Origin of the sequence: Micromonospora sp. NPDC048871, from assembly GCF_043198155.1 — a bacterium.
Lineage (GTDB): Bacteria > Actinomycetota > Actinomycetes > Mycobacteriales > Micromonosporaceae > Micromonospora.
Genome location: NZ_JBICUM010000001.1, coordinates 120,996 through 142,205, shown reverse-complemented (window position 1 = coordinate 142,205; position 21,210 = coordinate 120,996). Strand labels below are relative to the sequence as shown.

The window sequence follows — 21,210 nt, the reverse complement described above, 5'->3', positions numbered from 1 at the left end:
ATGACCCTCCCGGGGCAGCGGTCCGACACGGCCGACGGTCGTAGCGGGCTGACCGAGGCCGAGCAGGTCGAGTTGACCGTGGCGGCGGTGGCTCCCGGCGGGCACTGCGTGGCCCGGGTCGAGGGTCAGGTGGTCTTCGTCCGGCACGCCCTGCCCGGCGAGCGGGTGGTGGCCGAGGTCACCGAGGTGCACCGGGGCTTCGTCCGGGCCGACGCGGTACGGGTGCTGGAGCCCTCCCCGGACCGGGTCGAGCCACCCTGCCCGTACGCCCGGCCGGGACGCTGTGGGGGCTGCGACCTGCAACATGTCGCGGTGCCCGCCCAGCTGCGCTGGAAGACCGAGGTGGTACGGGAGCAGCTGATCCGCCTCGGTGGTCTCGACGAGGCCGGGTGCGACGCCCTGGCGGTCCGGGTCGAGGCCCTGCCCGGCGGTCCCCTCGGCTGGCGATCCCGGGTCCGGTACGCGGTCGACGCGGCGGGTCGGGCGGGTCTGCTGAAGCACCGCTCGCACGAGGTGGTGCCGATCGGCCGGTGCCTGATCGCCCACCCGGCCATCCAGGACCGGCCGGTGCTCACCTCCAGTGGCACCAGGTGGCCCGACGACGATGCGGTGGAGGTGGTCGCCTCCACCGGCGGCGACGTGACCGTGACGGCCTCCACAGCGGGGCGTACCCGGCGGATCGGCGGCCCGGAGCGGGTCCGGGAACAGGCCGCGGGCCGGGACTGGATTCTGCCCGCCTCGTCCTTCTGGCAGGTCCATCCCGCCGCCGCGGACACCCTGGTCGCCGCGGTACTGGAGTTGGCCGAGCCGGGGCCGGGGGAGCGGGCCTGGGACCTCTACGGCGGGGCCGGGCTGTTCGCCGCCGGCCTGGCAGCCCGGGTCGGCGAGACCGGCCGGGTGACCCTGGTGGAGGCGGCCGGCGACGGGGTCGGCGCGGCCAGGGAGAACCTGCGGGACCTGGCTCAGGTGGAGGTGGTGGCGGCCCGGGTGGAGACCGCCCTGGCCCGCCGTCGGATCACCGCACCGGTGGACGTGGTGGTGCTCGACCCGCCGCGTACCGGCGCGGGGGCGCGGGTGGTGCGCGAGCTGGTCGCCGCCGGGCCCCGGGCGGTGGCGTACGTGGCCTGCGACCCGGCCGCCTTCGCCCGGGACCTGCGGGTCTTCACCGAGCTGGGCTGGGAGCTGTCCGCCTTGCGGGGGTACGACCTGTTTCCGATGACCCAGCATGTGGAGTTGGTCGGACTGCTGTCCCCGAAGTGAGAACCCCCTGTTCGGGTGGGTGGCGCGGGTCTCCTCCCCGGGGCCCCGCTGCGGTGACCGCGCTGCGAGGTGGGCGAAGGCCGATAGACTCTGCGGTCATGAGTGCTGAAGAGGACACGGCCAACCAGGGCCGGCTGCTGGCCAGGGTGCACGGTCCGCAGGACGTCAGGCGGATGTCGGGCACCGAGCTGGACAACCTCGCCGCCGAGATCCGTGACTTCCTGGTCGCCAAGGTGTCGCGTACCGGCGGGCACATCGGCCCCAACCTGGGCGTGGTGGAACTCACCCTCGCCCTGCACCGGGTCTTCGACTCTCCCCGTGACCGGCTGCTGTTCGACACCGGTCACCAGGCGTACGTCCACAAGATCATCACCGGTCGGCAGGACGGCTTCGACCAGCTGCGCCAACGCGGCGGGCTCTCCGGCTACCCCAGCCAGGCCGAGAGCGAGCACGACATCATCGAGAACTCGCACGCCTCCACCGCCCTGTCGTACGCCGACGGGCTGGCCAAGGCGTACGCCCTGCGCGGCGAGGCCCGCAGCGTGGTGGCCGTGGTCGGCGACGGGGCCCTGACCGGCGGCATGTGCTGGGAGGCCCTGAACAACATCGCCTCCGCCGGCAACCCCCTGGTGATCGTCGTCAACGACAACGGCCGCTCGTACGCCCCGACCATCGGCGGGCTCGCCGACCACCTGTCGACCCTGCGGCTCAACCCCGGCTACGAGAAGGTCCTCGACACGGTCAAGGACGCCCTCGGCTCGACCCCGCTGGTCGGCAAGCCGATGTACGAGGTGCTGCACGCGGTCAAGCGGGGCATCAAGGACGCGGTCGCCCCGCAGGCGATGTTCGAGGACCTCGGCATCAAGTACGTCGGCCCGGTCGACGGACACGACGTTCCTGCGGTCGAGACCGCGCTGCGCGCGGCGAAGAACTTCGGCGGCCCGGTGATCGTGCACGCGGTGACCCGCAAGGGCTACGGCTACCGCCCCGCCGAGGAGGACGAGGCGGACTGCTTCCACGGCCCCGGCGCCTTCGACATCGCCACCGGCAAGGCCACCGCCGCACCCTCGGTGAAGTGGACGAACGTCTTCGCCGACGAGCTGGTCAAGATCGCCGACGAGCGGCCCGACGTGGTCGGCATCACCGCCGCGATGGCCGAGCCCACCGGGATCGCCAAGCTGGCCCGTAAGTACCCGGAGCGCACCTACGACGTGGGCATCGCCGAGCAGCACGCGGCCACCTCGGCGGCCGGGCTGGCCCTGGGTGGCCTGCACCCGGTGGTGGCGGTCTACGCGACCTTCCTCAACCGGGCCTTCGACCAGGTCCTGCTGGACGTGGCGATGCACAAGCTGCCGGTCACCTTCGTGCTGGACCGGGCCGGCATCACCGGCCCGGACGGGCCCAGCCACTACGGCATCTGGGACATGTCGCTCTTCGGCGTGGTGCCCGGCCTGCGGATGGCCGCCCCCCGCGACGCCGCCACCCTGCGCGAGGAGCTGCGCGAGGCGGTCGCCGTCGACGACGGCCCCACCGTGCTGCGCTACCCGACCGGCGCGGTCGCGGCCGACCTGCCCGCCGTGCGGCGCATCGGCACGGTGGACGTGCTGACCGAGTCGGACCGGGCGGACGTACTGCTGGTGGCGGTCGGTTCCTTCGGTCAGATGGGCATGGAGGTCGCCGCCCGGCTGGCCGAGCAGGGCTACGGGGTCACCGTGGTCGACCCCCGCTGGGTCCGTCCGATCCCGGCCGAACTGGTCGAGCTGGCCGCCCGGCACCGCCTGGTGGTCACCGTCGAGGACGGGGTCCGGGTCGGTGGTGTCGGTGACGGCCTGGCCCAGGCCATGCGCGACGCCGACGTCCAGGTGCCGCTGCGCGACCTGGGGGTGCCGGCCGCCTGGCACCCGCACGGCTCCCGTGCCCAGATCCTCGCCGACCTGGGCCTGACCGCCCAGGATGTCGCCCGCGACGTCACCGGCTGGATCTCCCGCCTGGACACCCAGACCGTGGAGCCGTTGCCGGTAGCCGACAACACCCCCACCCACAACTGATCCACCCACCGGTCGACCCAGCTACTCAGCCAGGTCGACTCGTCGCTCAGGTGAACCGGCCCCGGTGACCTCCCCGGGGCCGGTACCACCCGTAGCTCTCCACTCGGTCGGCAGCGCCCCAGGGCTGGCGGATTGGTCAGCGGCGGGTGGAGCCGGCGGTGCGGTAGTGGGTCTTGTCCTCAGCGGCGAGGCTGAAGGTCTGACGGCGCTCGGGCAGTGGCGCCACGACCAGGCCGGGGCGGTCGACCAGGCGGACCGTGCCGGGGGGCACGGACAGGTTGGTGTCCTTGGTGGACCGCCAGCTGAGCACGACCAACGGGTGCCCGGGCACCGGCAGTTCGTAGACCTGCAGGGCATTGGTCCAGTCGGCGGGGGAGAACACCACCGGAGCGTCGTCGGCCGGTCGGTAGACCACCGCGCTCATCGTGCCGTCGGCGGTCTCCCAGGTCAGTTGCTCCAACTCGGCCGGTTGGCCCCCGTCGAGGGCCACCTCGCCGAGGGTACGGACGGCCAGCTTCGTCTTGGGCCAGGAGGCCGGTACGGAGTCGGGGGAGTTCCGGTCCCCTACCCGCCGGGTCATGCTGCCGAAGGGACCCTCCGACCCGGCCAGTTGGCAGGTGTCCAGGTCGGCCAGCGCCCGTCGTCCGGAGCCGCTCTCGTCGCGGACCAGCGGGTACCGGGGTGCCGTGATGCCGGTGCCGAGATCGAGCAGCCGGTCGGCCGAACGACCCCGAGGCAGGGAGGTGGTGGACCGTAGGGTGGCCGACACCGCCACCGCGCGGCATGCCGGCACCTCCACCGGGTCGGTGAGGCCCTCGGTGACCGGCAGCACCTTGCCCTGGGGGCCGACCAGCCGGCGGACCCGTTCGGAGGTGAAGTAGCGCCGCCGGTCGGCGGCCTGCACCGGCAGTACGTCGGAGTAGACGAGGTAGCCGGGATCGGTGTACTCGGTGGCGTGGCTGACCTGGTACCCCTCGCCGTCACCGGTCAGTTGCAGGAGCCAGGAGGCGGCCTGACCGGGCACCGAGGCGGCGACCAGGGCCAGCGGAGCGCCGTCGACCTGACCGGAGTAGAGGATGCCGGAGGACGGCACATGCACCCGATCATCGACGGGGGAACGCCAGTCGCGCACCGCCCGGGTCACCGCGGCGGTCGCCGCAGGGTCCTCGATCAGCGAGCCGCGCGGGGGCCAGACGGTCAGCGAACCGTCCTGGCTGTCGTAGCCGACCCGCAGGTCCTGCGGTCGGCGCTCGGCCACGGGACCACAGGCGGCGACGGTGACCAACAGTGCCGACAGGCCGGTGGCCGTCAAGCCGCGCCAGCGGACTGGACCCACCTGTTACGCCCCCGATCGCGTCGGTCGTCGTGTCGGAGGGCAATAGTACGAGATGTCACCCCGACGCTTTCCCCCGCCTCACGCTGCGTCGTGGCGCTGTTCAACGACCACAAGGGACTTGCCGGTCGACTTTGGGGCTATTTCCCTACTCCGGTAGACTCCGCCGACTGTGACGCCTGCCGAGATTAGCGCCGCAAATCCGCTGAAAACCGACGTCACCCCGGATCTGCCAGCCGAACCCGTCACGGTGCGTGAGGAAGCCTCCGTCTCGGTCGCCCCAGCCCCGATTGTGGACGGCGAATCGACCGGTGGCAGTTCTTCCAGCGATGGCGCGGTCGGCGGGAACTCGGTAGAGGATGGTGCGGATCGGGCGGAGGTCGCCCCGAAGCGGCGCTTCCGGTGGACCCCCCGTCGGGTGGACCTGGCCGTCTTCGGTGGATTCCTGCTCGTCGCGGTCTGGGTGACCAGCCAGATCTGGGCGGACCCGGCCGGTCGGGTCGCCTCCCTCTACAGCAGTGACCCGGCCCAGGTGCAGTTCTTCCTGGCCCACTCGGTGCGGGTGGTGCTGCACGGAGAGTTCCCGTTCTTCACGGAGCAGTTCAACTATCCCGACGGGGTCAATCTGATGGCCAACACGGCCATCCTGGCGCTCGGCATCCCGATGGTGCCGGTGACCCTGCTGTTCGGGCCGGCGGTCACCTTCGTGGTGCTGGTCACCCTGGCCCTGGCGGGCACCGCCTCGGCCTGGTATCACGTGCTGTCCCGGCACGTGGTGAGCAACCGGCTGGCCGCCGTGGTGGGCGGCTGGTTCTGCGGCTTCTCACCGGCGATGCTGTCCCACGCCAGCTGGCATCCCAACATCATCAGCCAGTTCCTGCTGCCCTTCATCGTGTGGCGGGTCATGGTGATCACCCGTTCGACCCGGCCGTACCGGGACGGGGCGGTGCTGGCGCTGCTGGTCACCGTGCAGGCCTTCATCAACGAGGAGATCCTGCTGTTCACCGCGATGGGCTGCGGGATCTTCCTGATCGCGGTGGTGGTCCAGCGTCCGGCCCTGTGGTCGGCCGCCTGGCGACCGCTGGGCAAGGCGGTGGCCACCTGCACGGTGATCGCCGGGGCGCTGCTGGCCTACCCGTTGTACATCCAGTTCGCCGGGCCGATGGCGTACCACGGGCTCAGCGACGCGGTACGCGACTACGGCAACGACATCGCCGCATACCTGGCCCCCGGATCGCCGACCATCGGCGGCAACCAGCGGGCCAACGTCAACCTGGCGCCGAACTACTCCGAGGAGAACGCCTTCTTCGGCTGGAGCCTGACACTGATCGCCGTGGGCATCGTGCTGTGGCTGCGGCGGGAGGTGCTGGTCCGGGCCCTGGCCGGCACGGCCGCGTTCTACGCCCTGCTCTCCCTGGGGGAGCGCATCACCTGGTGGGACCGGGAGCTGATCGTGGGTCCCTGGGAGTGGCTGGTCCGACTGCCCCTGCTCGACGCGGTCGTACCGACCCGGTTCGGCATGATCACCAGTGTGGTGGTGGCGATCCTGCTGGCGCTGGCCATCGAGCGCAGCCGAGCGCTGCCCCTGGATCCGCGCACCCTGCGTACCCTCACCGCCGGTGGGCTGGTCCTGGCCCTGCTGCCGATCGCGCCCATGCCGCTGCCGATGACCTCCCGACCGCCGGTGCCGAAGTTCATCACCTCCGACCGGTGGCGGGCCTACGTCGGGCCGGACCAGACCCTGGTGCCCATCCCGGTCCCGAGCATGGGCAACACCCACGGTATGCGGTGGGCCGCCGCCACCAACCTCGACTTCAAGATCCCGGGGGGCTACTTCCTGGCCCCCCGCAACGGCAACACCGGCGACCCCGGCCGCTTCGGTGGCCGGCCCAGCGGCATCGGCCGGCTGCTGGAGGAGGTCGCCTCGACCGGTCGTACGCCCGAACTGGACGACCGCCAGCGGCGCCGCGCCCTCGACGAACTGCGGCACTGGCGGGCGGCCGTGCTGGTGTTGCCGGTGAGCCAGCCGCACTCCGAGCCGCTGCGCCAGACCGTCGAGCAACTCGTCGGTCCGGCACGCCAGGAACTGGACGTCTGGGTCTGGGACGTACGGGCGTTGACCGACCGCTGACCGCTCACACCCGGTCGCGGACGTCCCAGAGCCAGACGTCGTCGACCCGCTGCGGCTCGCCGAGCAGGGCGGTCATCAACTCGCGCAGCACGGCCTCCTTGGGGTGGGCGCCGAGGACCACCACGGAGGCCCGCCAGAAGTGCAGATCCTCGACCGCCCGCCGGCGGTCCTCCTCGGTCAGTTCCGGCAGCTCACCGGTGTCCATGCTGCGGTAGATCAGGGTGCTGGTGGGCCGGTTGGGGGCCCCGAAGACCCCCTCACCGTCCAGGTTGGGACCGATGAAGTAGCCGGCCGGGATCGGGAACTGGTGCTGGGTCAGCGCGCTCCACCTCAGGGTGGACAGTCCGTGCACGTTGCTGGGGATCGGCACCGGCACCAGGGTCCTGCCCTGCGGCACGTACGGCCGCCAGGCGCCGGAGGTGATGAAGGTCGGCGGCGGATCGACCGGTTTGGCCGGCAGCGGAGTGGGGATCAGCGGCAGCACCGCCAGGGTGATCGCGGTGTACCCGAGGGCCTGCTGCCAGCGCGGTCGCCGCCACCACGCCACACCTGCCGGCTGCGGGGCGCGGGGGGCCGGCACCGGCGGCCGGTTCCGACCGGAGATCGCCTCCCAGGCCAGCGCGAGCAGGACGCCGAGAGCGGCCGTGGTCACCAGGGTCAGCCGGGTAGGCATCATCATCTCGACCAGCGGCAGGTCCTCCGGGATGTAGGACCAGGGTCCGGGGATCCCGGTCAGCTCGCCGTTGAACCGGATCTCCGGGCCGAGCGAGGCCACGGAGAAGAGCACCACCAGCACCGCCAGGATCCGGGCCACCAGCGACCGGCGTACCAGCAGCGCCAGGGCCACCACGGACACCAGCACCAGCGGCCAGCCGAACCAGGTGTTCTGCTCGGTCATCCCGATGGTCTTCTCCACCGCCTCGGTGCCGGCGATGGTGTCGCGGGGGAAGGTGACGAAGGCGACGATGTCCTCGCCCCAACTGTGGAACACCCCGCCCTGCAAGCCTCGGTAGGACTGCGGGCCGTTGAACTGGAACCAGATCGGGTACGCCGTCAGCAGCAGGGCCAGCCCGCCGCCGAGGCCCAGCCCGGCGGCGAAGGTGCCGGCCCGCTGCCGCGCCGCGCGCGGCCGCATGATCGCGTACGCGATCACGATGACCAGGCAGGCCATCGCGGTGAGCAGCAGCATCTCCTCGTTGATGAAGATCTGGTACGCCACCAGCAGTCCCAGTATCAGCCCGTTGCGCCGCCACCGGCCCGGCTCGGCCAGCCGGAACACCCGCACCACGATCAGCGGGAGCAGGAAGTTGGAGACGAAGTTGGGCTGGCCGTTGGCGTGGTGCACGATGCCCGGGGCGAAGCCGAGGAACCCGCCGCCGATGAAGGCCGCCGCCCGCGAGCGCACCAGGTGCCGCGACAGCATCCAGTACGCGGTGCCGGCCGTGGCGGCCAGCGCAGCGCCCAGGTAGAGCGCGTACACCACCTGGGGGCCGAGCAGCCAGGTCAACGGGGCCAACGGCAGGGTCACCCCGAGCAGCGAGGTGTTGGCCATCATGTTCACCCCGTCCGGGGCGTTCTGCTGCGTGCTGAACAGCGGGTTCTCCAGGTTGCGCACCGAGTACGCGCCGTGCGAGAACAGCCACTCGAACCAACTGTGGTCGGTGGGCAGATGCGAGGAGACCCGGTTGTTGACGTCCACCCAGTAGTTGAGGCACACGAGAACGCCGAGCAGCACGTAGGCTCCGAGGGCCACCATGTCGACCCGGGCCGGTCGTCGACGGGGCCGCCGTGTCGATGATTGCGCCTCGACGGTCGGGGAGACGGGATTCAGCGAAGGATCTACCACCGGCACAGCCACGACGGGCCATCGTACAGGCGGCGTCTGGGCCTTTAACGGCCATAGGGTGCGTACCGGATAGGGGCGGGAGGACGACCGTGACGGTGATCGATCTCGGCGACCGGACCGAACGGATCGATCCCCGGCGCCGACATAGGATCGTTCCCTCCCGGTGGCTTCTGGTGCCGGTGGCGCTGGTCGTGCTGCTGGCCCTGACCAGTGCCGTGCCGCCGGCCCGGCGGATGCAGGCGATCCTGCCGTCCTCCCTGGCCGCCGAGGTGATCCTTCCCGGCGGCGGTCAGATCCTCGCCGTGGCGCCGGCGACCGGGAGCGCCGAGGGTGGCCAGGAGTTGCTCGCCTATCAGCCGCCGGCGCGGGCCACCGGCTCACTCCAGCAGCTCACTCCACTGTGGCGGCGGCCCCTCGGTGTCGTCGAGCCGGTGAGGGTCGAGCGGGTGAACGACTCCACGTTGGTCATCTCTGTGTTCGACTCCGCCGAAGGAGCGCAGAGCCTGCTGCTGGACAGCCGCACCGGAGAGCTCCGCTGGCGGCGACCGGGGATGGTGGTACTGGTGGAGCCGGATCGGGTCATCCTGCGCTCCCACGACTCGCAGGGTCTGGACCAGCTCACCACCCTTGAGGTGGCCAGTGGTCGGGAACTGTGGTCGGTGCCCTCCGCCCGGGCGGTCTGGCCGCTGTACCACCTGGCAGCGCCGGTGATCGACGTCGTCGCGGTGGCCAAGGTGAGTGGCGAGATCGAGGTGCTGGACGCGCGGACCGGCGCCCTGCGCGGTCGCCTCCCGGCCGCCCCGGACGACCCGGCGAATCCGGTGAGCCATCGGTACCCGATGGTCGCCGGTGATCTCCTGCTGGCCTGGAATCCATCGGCGGTGACCGCGTACGACCTCGACGGTCTGGTCCGGCGTTGGCACATCGAAGTGCCGTCGCTCGAGTGGATCTACCAGTGTGGGGCGCTGCTCTGTGCGCCGAGTGGCCGGTCCCGCGTGCATCTGCTGGATCCGGTGACCGGAGCCGTCCGGTGGACCGCCGAGGACGACGTCGAGGTGCTGCGCGCCGGGGACCGACGGGCCCTGGCGGCCGACCACCACCGGCAAGGCAACCTCAGCGTGGTGACCTTCGACGCGGAGACGGGGCAGCGGGCGACCGCCGAGGGCAGCTGGGATCTGGTGCAGGACTTCGGCAACGCCCCGCACCTGCTCGGCACCCGGGCCGTCCCCGGGGTGGGTGCGGTGCTGGCCCGGCTCGATCCGAAGGCCGGTCAGCCACGCCGCATCGACCTGCTGCCCGGCGCGGTCGGCAACTGCCGGTACCGGGATGATCTGATCCTGTGTCGGCGCCGGGACGGCAACTTCGGACTGTGGCAGCTACCCGACTGACCGCAGGTGCCCGGCGGGTCGGCTGCCTGCGTCGCCCGGCAGGTGAGTGGTGGAGGGGACGAGCGTGACGGTGATCGACCTCGGTGTGATGACCGTGTCGGACGACCCGCAGCCGCCACCCCGACGGCGTCGCCGTGGCACCCGGAACTGGCCGGTCGCGCTGATGGCCCTGGCTGCGCTGGTGACGCTCGCCAGTGCCGCACCCCCACCCGTGCGGGTGCACGCGACGGTACCGGCCGGTCTGGCGGCCGACCTGTTCCTCACCGCGCAGCGCATCTTCACCGTCACCCCGGTCCGCGGGGTGACCGACGGGTCGCGGGAACTCACCGCCTATGCCCGGCCCCGGCGAGCCACCGTCACCCCGCAGCGCCTCGTACCGCTGTGGCGGGTGCCGGTGCCACCAGGAATCCGGTTCTTCCAGCTGGCGGACACCCCCGCCGGCGTGCTGTTGTCGCTGCTCCCGTCGCAAGACCTGGGCCGGATGAGCGAGACCATGCTGCTGGACGCCGCCACCGGGCAGCAGCGCTGGCGCAGCGCCGGGCTCGGCATCCGCGACGCGTCGGGTCGGGTGCTGCTTCAGACGTGGGCCGCTCAGGAGTCGACCACGCTGCGTTCGGTCGAGTTGGCCACCGGCCGTGAGCTGTGGTCCAGGGCGTTGCCGCCGTCCTGGGTGGAACACCACCAGCGGGACGGTGTGATCGACGCCATCGTGGTGTCCACCGCCGCCGGTGACGTCGAGGTGCTCGACGCGCGGACCGGACAGCTCCGCGACCGGCTGCCCGCCGCCGACCGCACCGGCTACCAGCAGTCGTCGGTGGTCGATGACCTGCTGCTGGTGGTCCGTAACTCGCGGACCATCACCGCCTACGACCTGGCCGGTCTGGTGCCGCGCTGGCAGACCACCGTGCCGCTGGCGGATCACGTGACCCCCTGCGGCGCGCTGCTCTGCGCCAGGGCCAACAGCGGCGGCACGCATGTCATCGACCCGGTGACCGGGCAGGTGCGGTGGAGCACCAGCGAGGATGGCGACCTGCTGTGGGTGACGCCGACGAGGGCTCTCGCGCAGTTGGGCGAATCAAGGCTCGTCACGCTCGACGCGGCGACCGGGGAGGTGGTGACCGAGCACGGCTCCTGGGAGACGGTCGCCAGCTACGAGCAGGAGCTCCGGCTGCTCGGCATCCACCTGTTGCCCGAGGGGGGCGCGGTGCTGGCCCGGCTCGACCCGGCGGAGGCACAGCCACGGCGCCTCGACGTGCTTCCCGGTGTCGTCGGCGACTGTCAGAGCCGGTACGACCTGATCGCCTGCCGCCGGCAGGACGGCTCCTTCGGGGTGTGGACGTTGCCGGACTGAGTCGGGTGGGGCCGAAAGCTCAAGAACTCCGACCCTCCGCAGCGGGGGGTTGGGGTTCGGCTTGGCCGTCGGCGCTAGGTTGTCGAGTTGTCGTCGCCGGGAAGGGGCTGGACATGCGGGTACTGGTGGTCGAGGACGAACGCCACCTCGCCGACGCGATCGCGCGGGGCCTGCGCAAGCGCGGCATGGCGGTGGATGTGGCCTACGACGGCGACAGCGGTCACGAGATGGCCTTCGTCACCCGCTACGACGTGGTGGTGCTCGACCGTGACCTGCCCGGGATGCACGGTGACCAGATCTGCGCCGAGCTGGCCACCTCCGGTGCCCTGACCCGGGTGCTGATGCTCACCGCCAGCGGCACGGTGGCCGACCGGGTCGAGGGGTTGCAGCTCGGTGCCGACGACTATCTGCCCAAGCCGTTCGCCTTCGACGAACTGGTCGCCCGGGTTCAGGCGCTGGGTCGGCGGGCCACCCCGGCGGCCCCGCCGGTGCTGGAACTGGCCGACCTGGTCGTCGACCCGGCCCGCCGTACGGCCACCCGGGGCGGGGCCCCGGTGGAGCTGACCAACAAGGAGTTCGGCGTCCTCTGCGAGCTGCTCAAGGCCCGAGGTGCGGTGGTGTCCAGCGAGGAACTGCTGGAACGGGTCTGGGACGCCAACACCGACCCCTTCACCACGATCGTCCGGGTCACCGTGATGACCCTGCGTCGTAAGCTCGGCGACCCGTCGCTGATCGAGACCGTGGTGGGGGCCGGCTACCGTACCGCCGAGGTGTCGGCGTGACCGGCACCCCGCGGGAGGAGTTGCGCCCGCGCCTGCGACCCACCCTGCGGCTGCGGTTGACCCTGCTCAACGGGGTGCTGCTGGTGGGAGCGGGGGCCATCCTGGTGCTGCTGGCCTGGCTGCTGGTCCGCGATGCCCTGCGCCCCACGGACGAACTGCTGCCGGGCACCACCGTGCTGCTGGCCGACGGGCGTTCCATGGACGCCGCCGCCTGGCAGCGGCAACTGGTCGACTCCGCCTCCGGGGAACTGCTGGCCAAGGGGCTGGCCGCCCTGCTGGCGATCGGGACGGTCGGGGTGGTCGGGGCGTACGCGGTGGCCGGTCGGGCGTTGCGTCCCCTGCACCAGGTGACCGCGACCGCCCGGCGGCTCGGCGAGACCACCCTGGATCAGCGGATCAGCTACTCGGGCGCCAACGACGAGGTGGCCGAGCTGGCCGACACCTTCGACGAGATGCTGGACCGCATAGCGGCCGCCTTCGAGGCGCAGAAACGGTTCGTCGCCAACGCCTCGCACGAGCTGCGTACCCCCCTGGCCGTGATGCGTACCGAGATCGACGTGACCCTCAGCGACGACGAGGCGGATGCGGGCGAGTACCGCCGGATGGCCACCGTGGTGCGCGACGCCTCCGAGCGGGCCAACGGCCTGGTCGACGCGCTGCTGGTGCTGGCGCGCAGCGAGGCCCAGACCGGCCGCCGACTGGGTCGGCGTACCGAGTGTGACCTGGCCGCCGGCACCCTGAACGCCTTGTCGGCGGTACGCCGTGAGGTGGAGCGGATCAAGCTGGATGTGCAGACCTCCCTGGAACCGGCACCGGTGGTCGGTGATCCCGGCCTGCTGGACCGGTTGGCCGGCAACCTGATCGAGAACGCGGTCCGCTACAACCACCTGCACGGCCGACTCTGGGTCCGCACCGGCTCCGACGGGCAGCGGTCCTGGCTGGTGGTCGGCAACACCGGCTTCGAGGTGGATCAGGCGGACGTGCCGGGGCTGTTCGAACCCTTCCGGCGGGGTGGCCGGGAGCGGACCGGGGCCCGCGGGTCCGGGCTGGGCCTGTCCATCGTCCGGGCGGTCTGCGACGCCCACGGCGGCACGGTGACCGCGGTGGCGCAGCCCGGGGGCGGCCTGGAGGTGACCGTAAGCCTGCCGGCCGCCGACGCCGCGTCAACGGGGGAGAGCCCCAGCCGGTGACCCTGCGCGAGCCGGGTGACCCGGTGGCGGTAATTCGCTTGATCTCGGTGAGAGATTGGGCCCATGACTTCCAGGGTGCGTTGGATCGATTTTGACTGTGCCGACCCGTTCGCCATGGCGACCTTCTGGGCCGAGGCTACCGGGATGCGGCACGATCCGGACAACAAGCCGGGGGAGCCGGAGTGCGCCCTGCTGTCCGGCACGGAGATCGCCGAGGGCGGGATGCTGTTCCAGCGGGTACCGGAGGGCAAGACGGCGAAGAACCGGATGCACCTGGATCTCCAACCGACCGACCGGACCCGCGACGAGGAGATCGACCGCCTGCTCGGCCTGGGTGCCGCACTGATCGACGATCAGCGTCGACCCGACGGCACCGGTTGGGCGGTCCTGGCCGACCCGGAGGGCAACGAGTTCTGCGTGGAGCGCAGCGCGGCCGAGCACTAGGCGTAACGGACGCCGGCTCACCGCCAGCCCTGGGTGAGGCGGGTGCCGGCCTGGAGGAGTTGCTCGGCGAGGAGGTCGGCGCGCCGCTCGTCGGTCCGGTGTGCGGGGGCGGAGATGGTCAGTGCGGCCACGGCGCCCCGGGTGGGATGGATCAGGGCCACCCCGACGGCGTACACACCGTCGACGCATTCTTCGAGGTTGGAGGCGTAGCCGCGGGCGCGTACGGCGTCGAGTTCTTTGATCAGTTGATCGGTCGTGGTGATCGTGGCGGAGGTCAGGGCGGCGAGGATGCGCGGATGCAGGGCCCGGATGTCCTTCGGGCGCAGCTGGGCGAGCAGGGCCTTGCCGCCGGCGGTGGTGTAGGCGGGTAGCCGGTCGCCGGTGCGGACCCCGACCCGGACGGTCTGGGTGCTCTCGACGCCGTCGAGGAAGACGATGCTGGCGCCCTGCAGGCCGATCAGGTTGACCGTCTCCCGGGTGGTCGCGGCCAGGTGTTCCATGTGGGGGCGGACGGCGGCGACGACGTCCCAGGGGGCCTGTCGGGTGGCGACCTCGTGTGCCGCCGGGCCGAGGCGGTAGCGGCGGGAGTCGTCCTGGCGGGCGAAGTCGTACTCCTTGAGGGTGGACAGCAGCCGGTGCGCGGTGGACGGGGCTACCTGGAGGTGCCGGCCCAGGTCCGCCACGCTTACCGACTCCTGGGTGCCCAGATAGCGCAGGGCGCGTAGCGCGTTGCCCACCGACTCCATCGCCTACCTCCGCTCGTCACCGGACCAGCAGTATTCCGCACAGCGGAACCGTTGTCCCAGACCCTTCTGCAAGGCGGAAGATCCAGGTCTACTGGTCGGGGTCGACGGAGAGGAACTGTGCGGTGGCGAGCGTGCGGGATGTGACCTTCGAGCTGTTGCGGGCGCACGGCCTGACCACCATCTTCGGCAACCCGGGCTCCAATGAGCTGCCGTTCCTGGCCGGTCTCCCTGACGACTTCCGGTACCTCCTCGGCCTGCACGAGGGGGTGGTGCTGGCCATGGCCGACGGGTACGCCCAGGCCCGCCGGGGCCCGGCCCTGGTCAACCTGCACGCGGCAGCCGGCACCGGCAACGCGATGGGCCAGCTGACCAACTCGGTCTACTCGCACAGCCCACTGGTGGTCACCGCCGGGCAGCAGGTCCGCTCGACCATCGGCCAGGAGGTGATGCTGGCCAACATGGACGCCGCCGCGCTGCCCCGGCCGCTGGTGAAGTGGAGCAGCGAGCCGTCCTCCGCCGAGGACGTGCCCCGAACCATCAGCCAGGCGATCCACACCGCCACCCTGGTCCCCCAGGGACCGGTGTACGTGTCGGTGCCGTACGACGACTGGCAGGCGGAGTCCTCCGTCGAGGCGCGGCACCTGCTGTCCCGTACCACCGTGACCGCCGCGGCGCTGACCACCCCGCAGCTCACCGAGCTCGCCGCGGCGCTGGACCGGGCCGAGCGGCCGGTGCTGATCCTGGGACCGGATGTCGACGCGGCCGCCGCGAACGATCATGCCGTGGCCCTCGCCGAAGCCCTGGCCGCCCCGGCCTGGATCGCCCCCTCGGCGTCGCGCTGCCCGTTCCCCACCCGCCACCCGGCCTTCCGCGGGGTCCTGCCGGCCGGGGTCAGGGCGATCAGTGACCTGCTGACCGGACACGACCTGGTCCTGGTCGTCGGCGCGCCGGTGTTCCGCTACCACCAGTACGACCCGGGCCGGTACCTGCCCGAGGGGGCCCGACTGGTGCACCTGACCGTGGACCCGGGTGAGGCCGCCCGCGCGCCGATGGGCGACGCGATCGTCTGCGATCTCCCCGACACCCTCGCCCGGCTGGCCGCCGCCGTCACCCCCGGGCGGCGGCCCGCCCTCGTACCCTTGCCGCCCATCCCGGCACCGCGACCCGGCTCGGCAGGCCGGTTGCACCCGGAGGAGGTGTTCGCCGTACTGCGGGACACCGCTGGGGCCGACACCGTCTGGGTAACCGAGTCCACCTCGACCACCGGTGCTTTCTGGGCGCAGGCGGACCTTCGCCGGCCCGGCAGCTACTACTTCCCGGCCTCCGGCGGCCTGGGTTTCGGGCTGCCCTCGGCCGTCGGGGTGCAGCTGGCCGACCCCGACCGGCAGGTCGTAGCCCTGGTCGGTGACGGGTCGGCCAACTACGGCATCACCGCGCTGTGGACCGCCGCCCGCTACCGCATCCCGGTCATCTTCGTCATCCTGCGCAACGGGACCTACGGTGCCCTGCGCTGGTTCGCCGGGGTGCTGGGGGCCGGGGAGACCCCGGGCCTGGACATCCCCGACATCGACTTCACCGCGCTGGCCGCCGGGTACGGCGTCACCGGCGTGGCGGTCTCCAGCCGTACGGCACTCGTCGAGGCGGTCACCGAGGCCCTTGCTGCCGGGGAACCCCGGCTCATCCAGGTCGACACCGACCTCACCACCCCCTGAACCGCTGAAAGGCAAGCCCATGTCCGCACCCCAGCCGTCCGCCCCGGTGCTCGGCCGCTTCCCCGACTTCCCACACGAGCAGGTGACCTTCTGCCAGGACCCGGAGACCGGGCTGCGGGCCATCATCGCCGTCCACGACAGCACCCTCGGCCCGGCCGTCGGGGGCACCCGGATGCACCCGTACGCCACCGAGGCCGAGGCGCTGACCGACGTGCTGCGCCTGTCGCGGGGGATGACCTACAAGAACGCGGTCGCCGGTCTGCCCTGTGGCGGCGGCAAGGCCGTCATCATCGGCGACCCCGACACGGTCAAGTCCGAGGCGTTGCTGGAGACCTACGGACGTTTCGTGCAGAGCCTGGGCGGCCGCTACGTCACCGCCGGTGACGTGGGGATCAGCGCCGCCGACCTGGATGTGATCGGCCGGGGCACCGACCACGTCCTCGGCCGCACCACCACCGCCGGTGGGTACGGCGACAGCGGCCCGATGACCGCGTACGGTGCCTTCCACGCCCTGCGTGCCGCCGCTGCCGTCCGGTGGGGAACCGCCGACCTGACCGGGCGTTCCGTCGGGGTCGAAGGGCTCGGCAAGGTCGGCTACGAGCTGGCCCGACTGCTGGTCGAGGCCGGTGCCGGAGTCACCGCCGCCGACCTCTCCGGGCCCGCCCGCGAACGCGCCCGACGGGACCTGCCCGCAGTCCTCCTGGCCGAGCGGGTCATCGACGCGCCGGTCGACATTTACGCCCCGTGCGCGCTCGGCGCCACCCTCACCAGCGACTCGGTCCCGACGATCCGCGCCGCTGTCATCTGCGGCGCCGCCAACAACCAACTCGCCACCCCCGAGGTGGAGGAGCAGCTAGCCGAGCGCGACATCCTCTGGGTACCCGACTTCGTCGCCAGCGCCGGTGGGGTCACCACCGGTTGCGCCGAGTACCGGCGGATTCCTCTGGAGGAGGTGCCCGCCCAGGTTGCGAAGATCTTCGACACGGTGACCGAGGTGCTCGGCCTGGCCCGCGGACAGGGCATTCTGCCTGGCGCAGCAGCCGAAGACCTGGCCCACACCCGCATCCAGCAGGCCCGAACCGGCCTCAAGCCCGGCTACCTGCCCCGCTGAGTGACCCCCCTTTTTGATCGACTCCATTACGGCGTAACGGTGGTATCCGACCGGGCCGATCACCGCCATTACGGCGATACGGCGAGGCCGGCAGCCGTGCCCGACGGTCAGCCGGGGCATTCGGCCAGATCCTTGAAGGTGAGTAGTTGGCGGCGGGCCATGATCAGGTCGCCGACGGCGAAGGCTGCCGCGTACACCCGATTGGTCTGCATGACGATCTTGAGTAGCAGTCGGGTGGTGCCGTCCTCCTGGGGCACCAGGAGGTAGGACAGGTAGGCGTTCATGATGGTCGCGGTCAGGTGCACTCCGGGCTCGACCGCGAGGATCCGGCCGCGCTGTCGCCCACCGGCGGTGGTGAAGGCCTCTCCTACCTGGGGATCCGCAAGGCCGACGAGCCGTCGAGGTGAGCGGCGGCCGAGATTGTCGATCCAGTCGTAGGAGTACGGCGCCAGCCGGATCTGGGCTATCCACGGCCACACCGCCGTGGGCGGCGCGTTCACCCGTACTCCTCGCCAGACCTGCAGGGCGGGCGAGACGACGAAGTCGTCGCACGGATAGGCCCGCGCCATCTCGTGTTCGGTGACCCCCCACCGGTCACCGAACACGAGTGGCTCCTTCCCCTGTCGGCCCGACCCACAGGTCGGCTCCGACCCCCTCGGCAGTCGGCGAGCTCACACCGTCACCTCCGTGGGCCGCAGCGAGTCGACGGCGGCCTGGCTGCCCCCACTCAGGTCCATCCCCAGCGCCTGGAGCATCACCACCAACGCGCCGAGGGCCAGCGTGTCGCGTAGCTGCCGGGGCGCGGCGGTGGACAGCCTTCCCGCCTCGTCGAGAATCCCGCCGAGCAGGGCCCGGCAGCGGGCCGCGACCACCTCGTCGGAGCGGGCCACCGCGCAGGCCTGCAACCACAGGCCGGTGACCACGCCGTCGGCGATCAGGGCCCGGAAATCGGCCCGCATCGCCGGCAAGGGGTCCTCCGGATGCCCGGCCGCCGCCCGCCGGAGCACCTGCCGGATGCGGGCCTCCAACTCGTCCAGGCAGGCCAGGAAGAGGCCACGCTTGCTACCGAAGAGCCGGAAGACGTACGGCTGTGACACCCCCATCTGGTCGGCCACCTTCTGCATCGAGGCCGTCGTCAGACCGTTGTCGGCGAAGACCCGAATCCCGATGTCGACCGCATCCGCACGTCGTCGTGGCGCCGTGCTGCGCTGCGTTGCCATGTCAGGCAGCCTTACATTAGTAACCACTTCCATACAAGACTGTGATTGACTGGGATCGGCGACCGCGTACTCCCGACAGACGGCCCCTCCGCCGCTGCCGGTGCCGGCGTTCCTGCCCTCCGCGGGTGGGGCAAGCGACCATGGAGGCCCGATGATCCCGGCGCTGATCGTGTTCGGCCTGCTGTTCGGGCGCTGGTGGCGCTCGGCACTCGTCCTCGCCGCGCTGGGCTGGCCGATTCTGCTGGTAGCGAGCGGCGTGGAGGAAGTCGGACCGGGCCTGCTCGCCGCCGCCGGCCTGGCCGTGCTCAACACCGCCGTCGGCGTGCTGATCCATCAGGGCGTCCTGCTGGTGATCCGGCGACGACGAACCTCCTGACCGCCGTCCGGCCGCGGAACCGTCGCGTGGGCATCTGACCCCGCCCTCGCCCAAGGGGGCCACACCAGAACGAGATCGCGGTGGCCGCCCAGACGGGCGACCACCGCGATCCGGTGTTCTCGGGTGGGGGTCAGCCGGCCAGGCTGGCCACTCCCGGCGGCAGGAACCGCCGGCCGGTCACCCGCTCGCTGGTGCCGGTCCGGTCCAGGTACGGCGTGACGCCGCCCAGGTGGAACGGCCAACCGGCACCGAGGATCATGCACAGGTCGATGTCCTGCGCCTGCGCCACGACACCCTCGTCGAGCATCAGCCGGATCTCCTGCGCCAGCGCGTCCAGCGCGTTGCGGCGTACCTCCTCCTCGGTGAGCGGCTGGTCACCGACCACCAGCAGCTTCGCCACCTCGGCGTTGATCTCGTCGTCGACGACGATCGGCTGACCGGAGTCCGCGATCCGCTTGAGGTTCTCGCTCAGACCGAAGCGGTCCGGGAAGGCGGCGTGCAGGGTGCCGCCCACGTGGTACGCCACGGCCGGGCCGACCAGTTGGAGCAGGGCCAGCGGACGCATCGGCAGACCCAGCGGGTCCACCGCGCGGTTGGCCACCTCCAGCGGGGTGCCCGCGTCCACCGCGGCGAAGATCGACCCCAGGAAGCGGGTGAGCAGCCGGTTGACCACGAAGGCCGGGGCGTCCGCGACCAGCACGGAGGACTTCTTCAGCTGCTTGCCGACCGCGAAGGCGGTGGCCAGGGTGGCGTCGTCGGTCCGCTCGCCCCGGATGATCTCCAGCAGCGGCAGGACGGCCACCGGGTTGAAGAAGTGGAAGCCGACCACCCGCTCCGGGTGCTCCAGCTCCGCCGCCATCGCCGTGATGGACAGCGAGGAGGTGTTCGTCGCCAGCACCGCCTCCGGCTTGACGATCTTCTCCAGCTCGGCCCAGACCTGCTTCTTGACGTTCAGGTCCTCGAAGACGGCCTCGATGACGAAGTCACAGTCAGCAAACGAAGTGCGCTGGCCCGGGGTCGACGCGGCGAAGGCCTCTGCCTTTGGCGAGCCGCTGATCAGGCCGTACAGCTTGGCGGCCGTACCCTTGTCCATCCGGCCCTTGCTGACCTGCTTCTCGATCTGGGTGTGCACGTAGCCCACACCCTTGTCGACCCGGGCCTGGTCCAGGTCGGTCATGACGACCGGCACCTGGAGGCGGCGGGCGAACAGCAGGGCCAGCTGGCTGGCCATCAGCCCGGCGCCGACAATGCCCACCTTGGTCACCGGGCGGGCCAGGCCCTTGTCCGGTGCCCCGGCCGGGCGCTTGGCCCGCCGCTGCACCAGGTCGAAGGCGTACAGGCCGCTGCGCAGCTCCTCGGAGAAGATCAGGTCGGCCAGGGCCTCGTCCTCGGCGGCGGTGCCGGTGGCGAAGTCGGCGTCCTTCGCCGTCTCCAGCAGGTCCAGCGCCTTGTACGCGGACGGGACCGCGCCGTGCAGCCGCTGGTCGAGGGTCTGCCGGGCGAAGTAGAGCACGCCCGCCCACATGTCCTTGTCGACCTCGGGCCGGGTCACGGTGACCTCGCCCCGGACCACTCCGGCGGCCCACTCCAGGGACCGCTCCACGAAGTCGGCCGGCTCCAGCAGCACATCGGCGATGCCCAGCTCAGCGGCCTGCTTGGGCTTGAGCATCTTGTTCTGCATCAGCGGGTTCTGAATGATCACCTGGGTGGCCGCCGGAATGCCGATCAGGTTCGGCAGCAACTGGGTACCACCCCAGCCCGGGATCAGCCCCAGGGAGACCTCCGGCAGCGCCAGGGCGGCGGCACCGGCGGACAGGGTGCGGTAGTGGCAGTGCAGGGCCAGTTCCAGGCCGCCGCCCATCGCCGCGCCGTTGACGAAGGCGAAGGTCGGGATCTGGCTGTCCTTGAGCCGGGCGAAGACCCGGTGGCCCAGCCGGCCGATGGCCAGGGCCTGCTCCCGGTCGGCCAGCAGCGGCAGGCTGGTGATGTCCGCGCCGACACAGAAGATGTACGGCTTGCCGGTGACCGCGATGAAGGCGGGCTCGGCGGCCAGGGCGGCGCTGATCGCCTCGTCCAGGCTGGCCAGTCCGCCGGGACCGAAGGTGTTCGGCTTGGTGTGGTCGAATCCGTTGTCGAGGGTGATCAGGGCGGCCGGGCGGTCCAGCCCGGGTACGTTCACCTGGCGCAGCAGGGCCCGGGTGACCACCTCGTTCGGTGCGGTGAGGCTCACAGTGCCTCCTTCGTTCGCGACTGCGGGGCTCGCAAGCTCACT

17 protein-coding genes are annotated in these 21,210 nt (G+C 71.6%); 11 read left to right on the top strand and 6 right to left on the bottom strand.

Features of this window, described 5'->3' with window-relative positions; translation table 11 throughout:
• Positions 1 to 1,260, top strand: coding sequence for a TRAM domain-containing protein (locus ACGFIK_RS00660; protein WP_327027206.1), 1,260 nt, complete (start codon positions 1 to 3; stop codon positions 1,258 to 1,260).
• A 98-nt stretch (positions 1,261 to 1,358) separates the two neighbouring features.
• Complete coding sequence (gene dxs, locus ACGFIK_RS00655; protein ID WP_327022082.1) at positions 1,359 to 3,308, top strand: 1-deoxy-D-xylulose-5-phosphate synthase; 1,950 nt, start codon at positions 1,359 to 1,361, stop codon at positions 3,306 to 3,308.
• Between the two features lie 136 nt (positions 3,309 to 3,444).
• Here the strand turns inward: dxs and ACGFIK_RS00650 are convergent, their stop codons facing one another.
• Positions 3,445 to 4,620 (bottom strand): hypothetical protein, encoded by a 1,176-nt coding sequence (locus tag ACGFIK_RS00650; protein WP_327022081.1) that lies wholly within the window; start codon positions 4,618 to 4,620, stop codon positions 3,445 to 3,447.
• 313 nt (positions 4,621 to 4,933) lie between these two features.
• On the opposite strand from ACGFIK_RS00650, the gene ACGFIK_RS00645 reads away from it, so the two are divergent.
• Positions 4,934 to 6,772 (top strand): hypothetical protein, encoded by a 1,839-nt coding sequence (locus ACGFIK_RS00645; protein ID WP_393337649.1) that lies wholly within the window; start codon positions 4,934 to 4,936, stop codon positions 6,770 to 6,772.
• Positions 6,773 to 6,776: 4 nt separating this feature from the next.
• On the opposite strand, the gene ACGFIK_RS00640 is transcribed toward ACGFIK_RS00645, so the two are convergent.
• On the bottom strand, positions 6,777 to 8,528 hold the full coding sequence (locus ACGFIK_RS00640; RefSeq protein ID WP_393337045.1) for a hypothetical protein: 1,752 nt from the start codon (positions 8,526 to 8,528) through the stop codon (positions 6,777 to 6,779).
• A gap of 179 nt (positions 8,529 to 8,707) precedes the next feature.
• Between ACGFIK_RS00640 and ACGFIK_RS00635 the strand changes: the two genes are divergently transcribed.
• The 5 genes from ACGFIK_RS00635 to ACGFIK_RS00615 all read left to right on the top strand — a co-directional run bounded on the left by ACGFIK_RS00635 (position 8,708) and on the right by ACGFIK_RS00615 (position 13,773).
• Positions 8,708 to 10,006 carry a PQQ-binding-like beta-propeller repeat protein gene (locus ACGFIK_RS00635; protein ID WP_393337043.1) on the top strand — a complete coding sequence of 433 codons (1,299 nt, stop codon included), beginning with the start codon at positions 8,708 to 8,710 and terminating at the stop codon, positions 10,004 to 10,006.
• Between the two features lie 64 nt (positions 10,007 to 10,070).
• Positions 10,071 to 11,357 (top strand): PQQ-binding-like beta-propeller repeat protein, encoded by a 1,287-nt coding sequence (locus ACGFIK_RS00630; RefSeq protein WP_393337041.1) that lies wholly within the window; start codon positions 10,071 to 10,073, stop codon positions 11,355 to 11,357.
• Positions 11,358 to 11,470: 113 nt separating this feature from the next.
• Positions 11,471 to 12,139, top strand: coding sequence for a response regulator transcription factor (locus tag ACGFIK_RS00625; protein WP_393337039.1), 669 nt, complete (start codon positions 11,471 to 11,473; stop codon positions 12,137 to 12,139).
• Positions 12,136 to 13,329, top strand: a complete 1,194-nt coding sequence (locus ACGFIK_RS00620) for a sensor histidine kinase (RefSeq protein ID WP_393337036.1) — start codon at positions 12,136 to 12,138, stop codon at positions 13,327 to 13,329. Before ACGFIK_RS00625 ends, ACGFIK_RS00620 begins: the two co-directional genes overlap by 4 nt.
• 63 nt (positions 13,330 to 13,392) lie before the next feature.
• Positions 13,393 to 13,773, top strand: coding sequence for a VOC family protein (locus ACGFIK_RS00615; RefSeq protein ID WP_393337034.1), 381 nt, complete (start codon positions 13,393 to 13,395; stop codon positions 13,771 to 13,773).
• Positions 13,774 to 13,790: 17 nt separating this feature from the next.
• Here the strand turns inward: ACGFIK_RS00615 and ACGFIK_RS00610 are convergent, their stop codons facing one another.
• Entirely contained in the window at positions 13,791 to 14,519 is a 729-nt protein-coding gene (locus ACGFIK_RS00610; protein WP_393337031.1) for an IclR family transcriptional regulator, read from the bottom strand.
• Positions 14,520 to 14,641: 122 nt separating this feature from the next.
• Here ACGFIK_RS00610 and mdlC point away from each other — a divergent pair, with 122 nt between their 5' ends.
• Positions 14,642 to 16,231 carry a benzoylformate decarboxylase gene (gene mdlC / locus ACGFIK_RS00605; RefSeq protein ID WP_327022072.1) on the top strand — a complete coding sequence of 530 codons (1,590 nt, stop codon included), beginning with the start codon at positions 14,642 to 14,644 and terminating at the stop codon, positions 16,229 to 16,231.
• A gap of 19 nt (positions 16,232 to 16,250) precedes the next feature.
• Positions 16,251 to 17,342 carry a Glu/Leu/Phe/Val dehydrogenase dimerization domain-containing protein gene (locus ACGFIK_RS00600; protein ID WP_327022071.1) on the top strand — a complete coding sequence of 364 codons (1,092 nt, stop codon included), beginning with the start codon at positions 16,251 to 16,253 and terminating at the stop codon, positions 17,340 to 17,342.
• 107 nt (positions 17,343 to 17,449) lie between these two features.
• Here ACGFIK_RS00600 and ACGFIK_RS00595 read toward each other — a convergent pair whose 3' ends face one another.
• Positions 17,450 to 17,947 (bottom strand): polyketide cyclase, encoded by a 498-nt coding sequence (locus ACGFIK_RS00595; protein ID WP_327022070.1) that lies wholly within the window; start codon positions 17,945 to 17,947, stop codon positions 17,450 to 17,452.
• A gap of 66 nt (positions 17,948 to 18,013) precedes the next feature.
• Positions 18,014 to 18,562, bottom strand: coding sequence for a TetR/AcrR family transcriptional regulator (locus ACGFIK_RS00590; protein ID WP_327022069.1), 549 nt, complete (start codon positions 18,560 to 18,562; stop codon positions 18,014 to 18,016).
• A gap of 151 nt (positions 18,563 to 18,713) precedes the next feature.
• Between ACGFIK_RS00590 and ACGFIK_RS00585 the strand changes: the two genes are divergently transcribed.
• The gene (locus ACGFIK_RS00585; protein WP_327022067.1) at positions 18,714 to 18,938 is read left to right on the top strand and encodes a hypothetical protein; all 225 of its coding nucleotides are present in this window, start codon (positions 18,714 to 18,716) and stop codon (positions 18,936 to 18,938) included.
• Between the two features lie 130 nt (positions 18,939 to 19,068).
• Here ACGFIK_RS00585 and ACGFIK_RS00580 read toward each other — a convergent pair whose 3' ends face one another.
• The gene (locus tag ACGFIK_RS00580; protein WP_327022066.1) at positions 19,069 to 21,168 is read right to left on the bottom strand and encodes a 3-hydroxyacyl-CoA dehydrogenase NAD-binding domain-containing protein; all 2,100 of its coding nucleotides are present in this window, start codon (positions 21,166 to 21,168) and stop codon (positions 19,069 to 19,071) included.
• Positions 21,169 to 21,210: the final 42 nt, after the last annotated feature.

Coding starts and splice junctions, on each gene's coding strand:
- ACGFIK_RS00660 (WP_327027206.1), top strand. CDS start 1: ATGACCCTCCCGGGGCAGCGGTCCGACACGGCCGACGGTCGTAGCGGG.
- dxs (WP_327022082.1), top strand. CDS start 1,359: ATGAGTGCTGAAGAGGACACGGCCAACCAGGGCCGGCTGCTGGCCAGG.
- ACGFIK_RS00640 (WP_393337045.1), bottom strand. CDS start 8,528: ATGGTGGCCCTCGGAGCCTACGTGCTGCTCGGCGTTCTCGTGTGCCTC.
- ACGFIK_RS00625 (WP_393337039.1), top strand. CDS start 11,471: ATGCGGGTACTGGTGGTCGAGGACGAACGCCACCTCGCCGACGCGATC.
- ACGFIK_RS00615 (WP_393337034.1), top strand. CDS start 13,393: ATGACTTCCAGGGTGCGTTGGATCGATTTTGACTGTGCCGACCCGTTC.
- ACGFIK_RS00610 (WP_393337031.1), bottom strand. CDS start 14,519: ATGGAGTCGGTGGGCAACGCGCTACGCGCCCTGCGCTATCTGGGCACC.
- ACGFIK_RS00600 (WP_327022071.1), top strand. CDS start 16,251: ATGTCCGCACCCCAGCCGTCCGCCCCGGTGCTCGGCCGCTTCCCCGAC.
- ACGFIK_RS00590 (WP_327022069.1), bottom strand. CDS start 18,562: ATGGCAACGCAGCGCAGCACGGCGCCACGACGACGTGCGGATGCGGTC.
- ACGFIK_RS00585 (WP_327022067.1), top strand. CDS start 18,714: ATGATCCCGGCGCTGATCGTGTTCGGCCTGCTGTTCGGGCGCTGGTGG.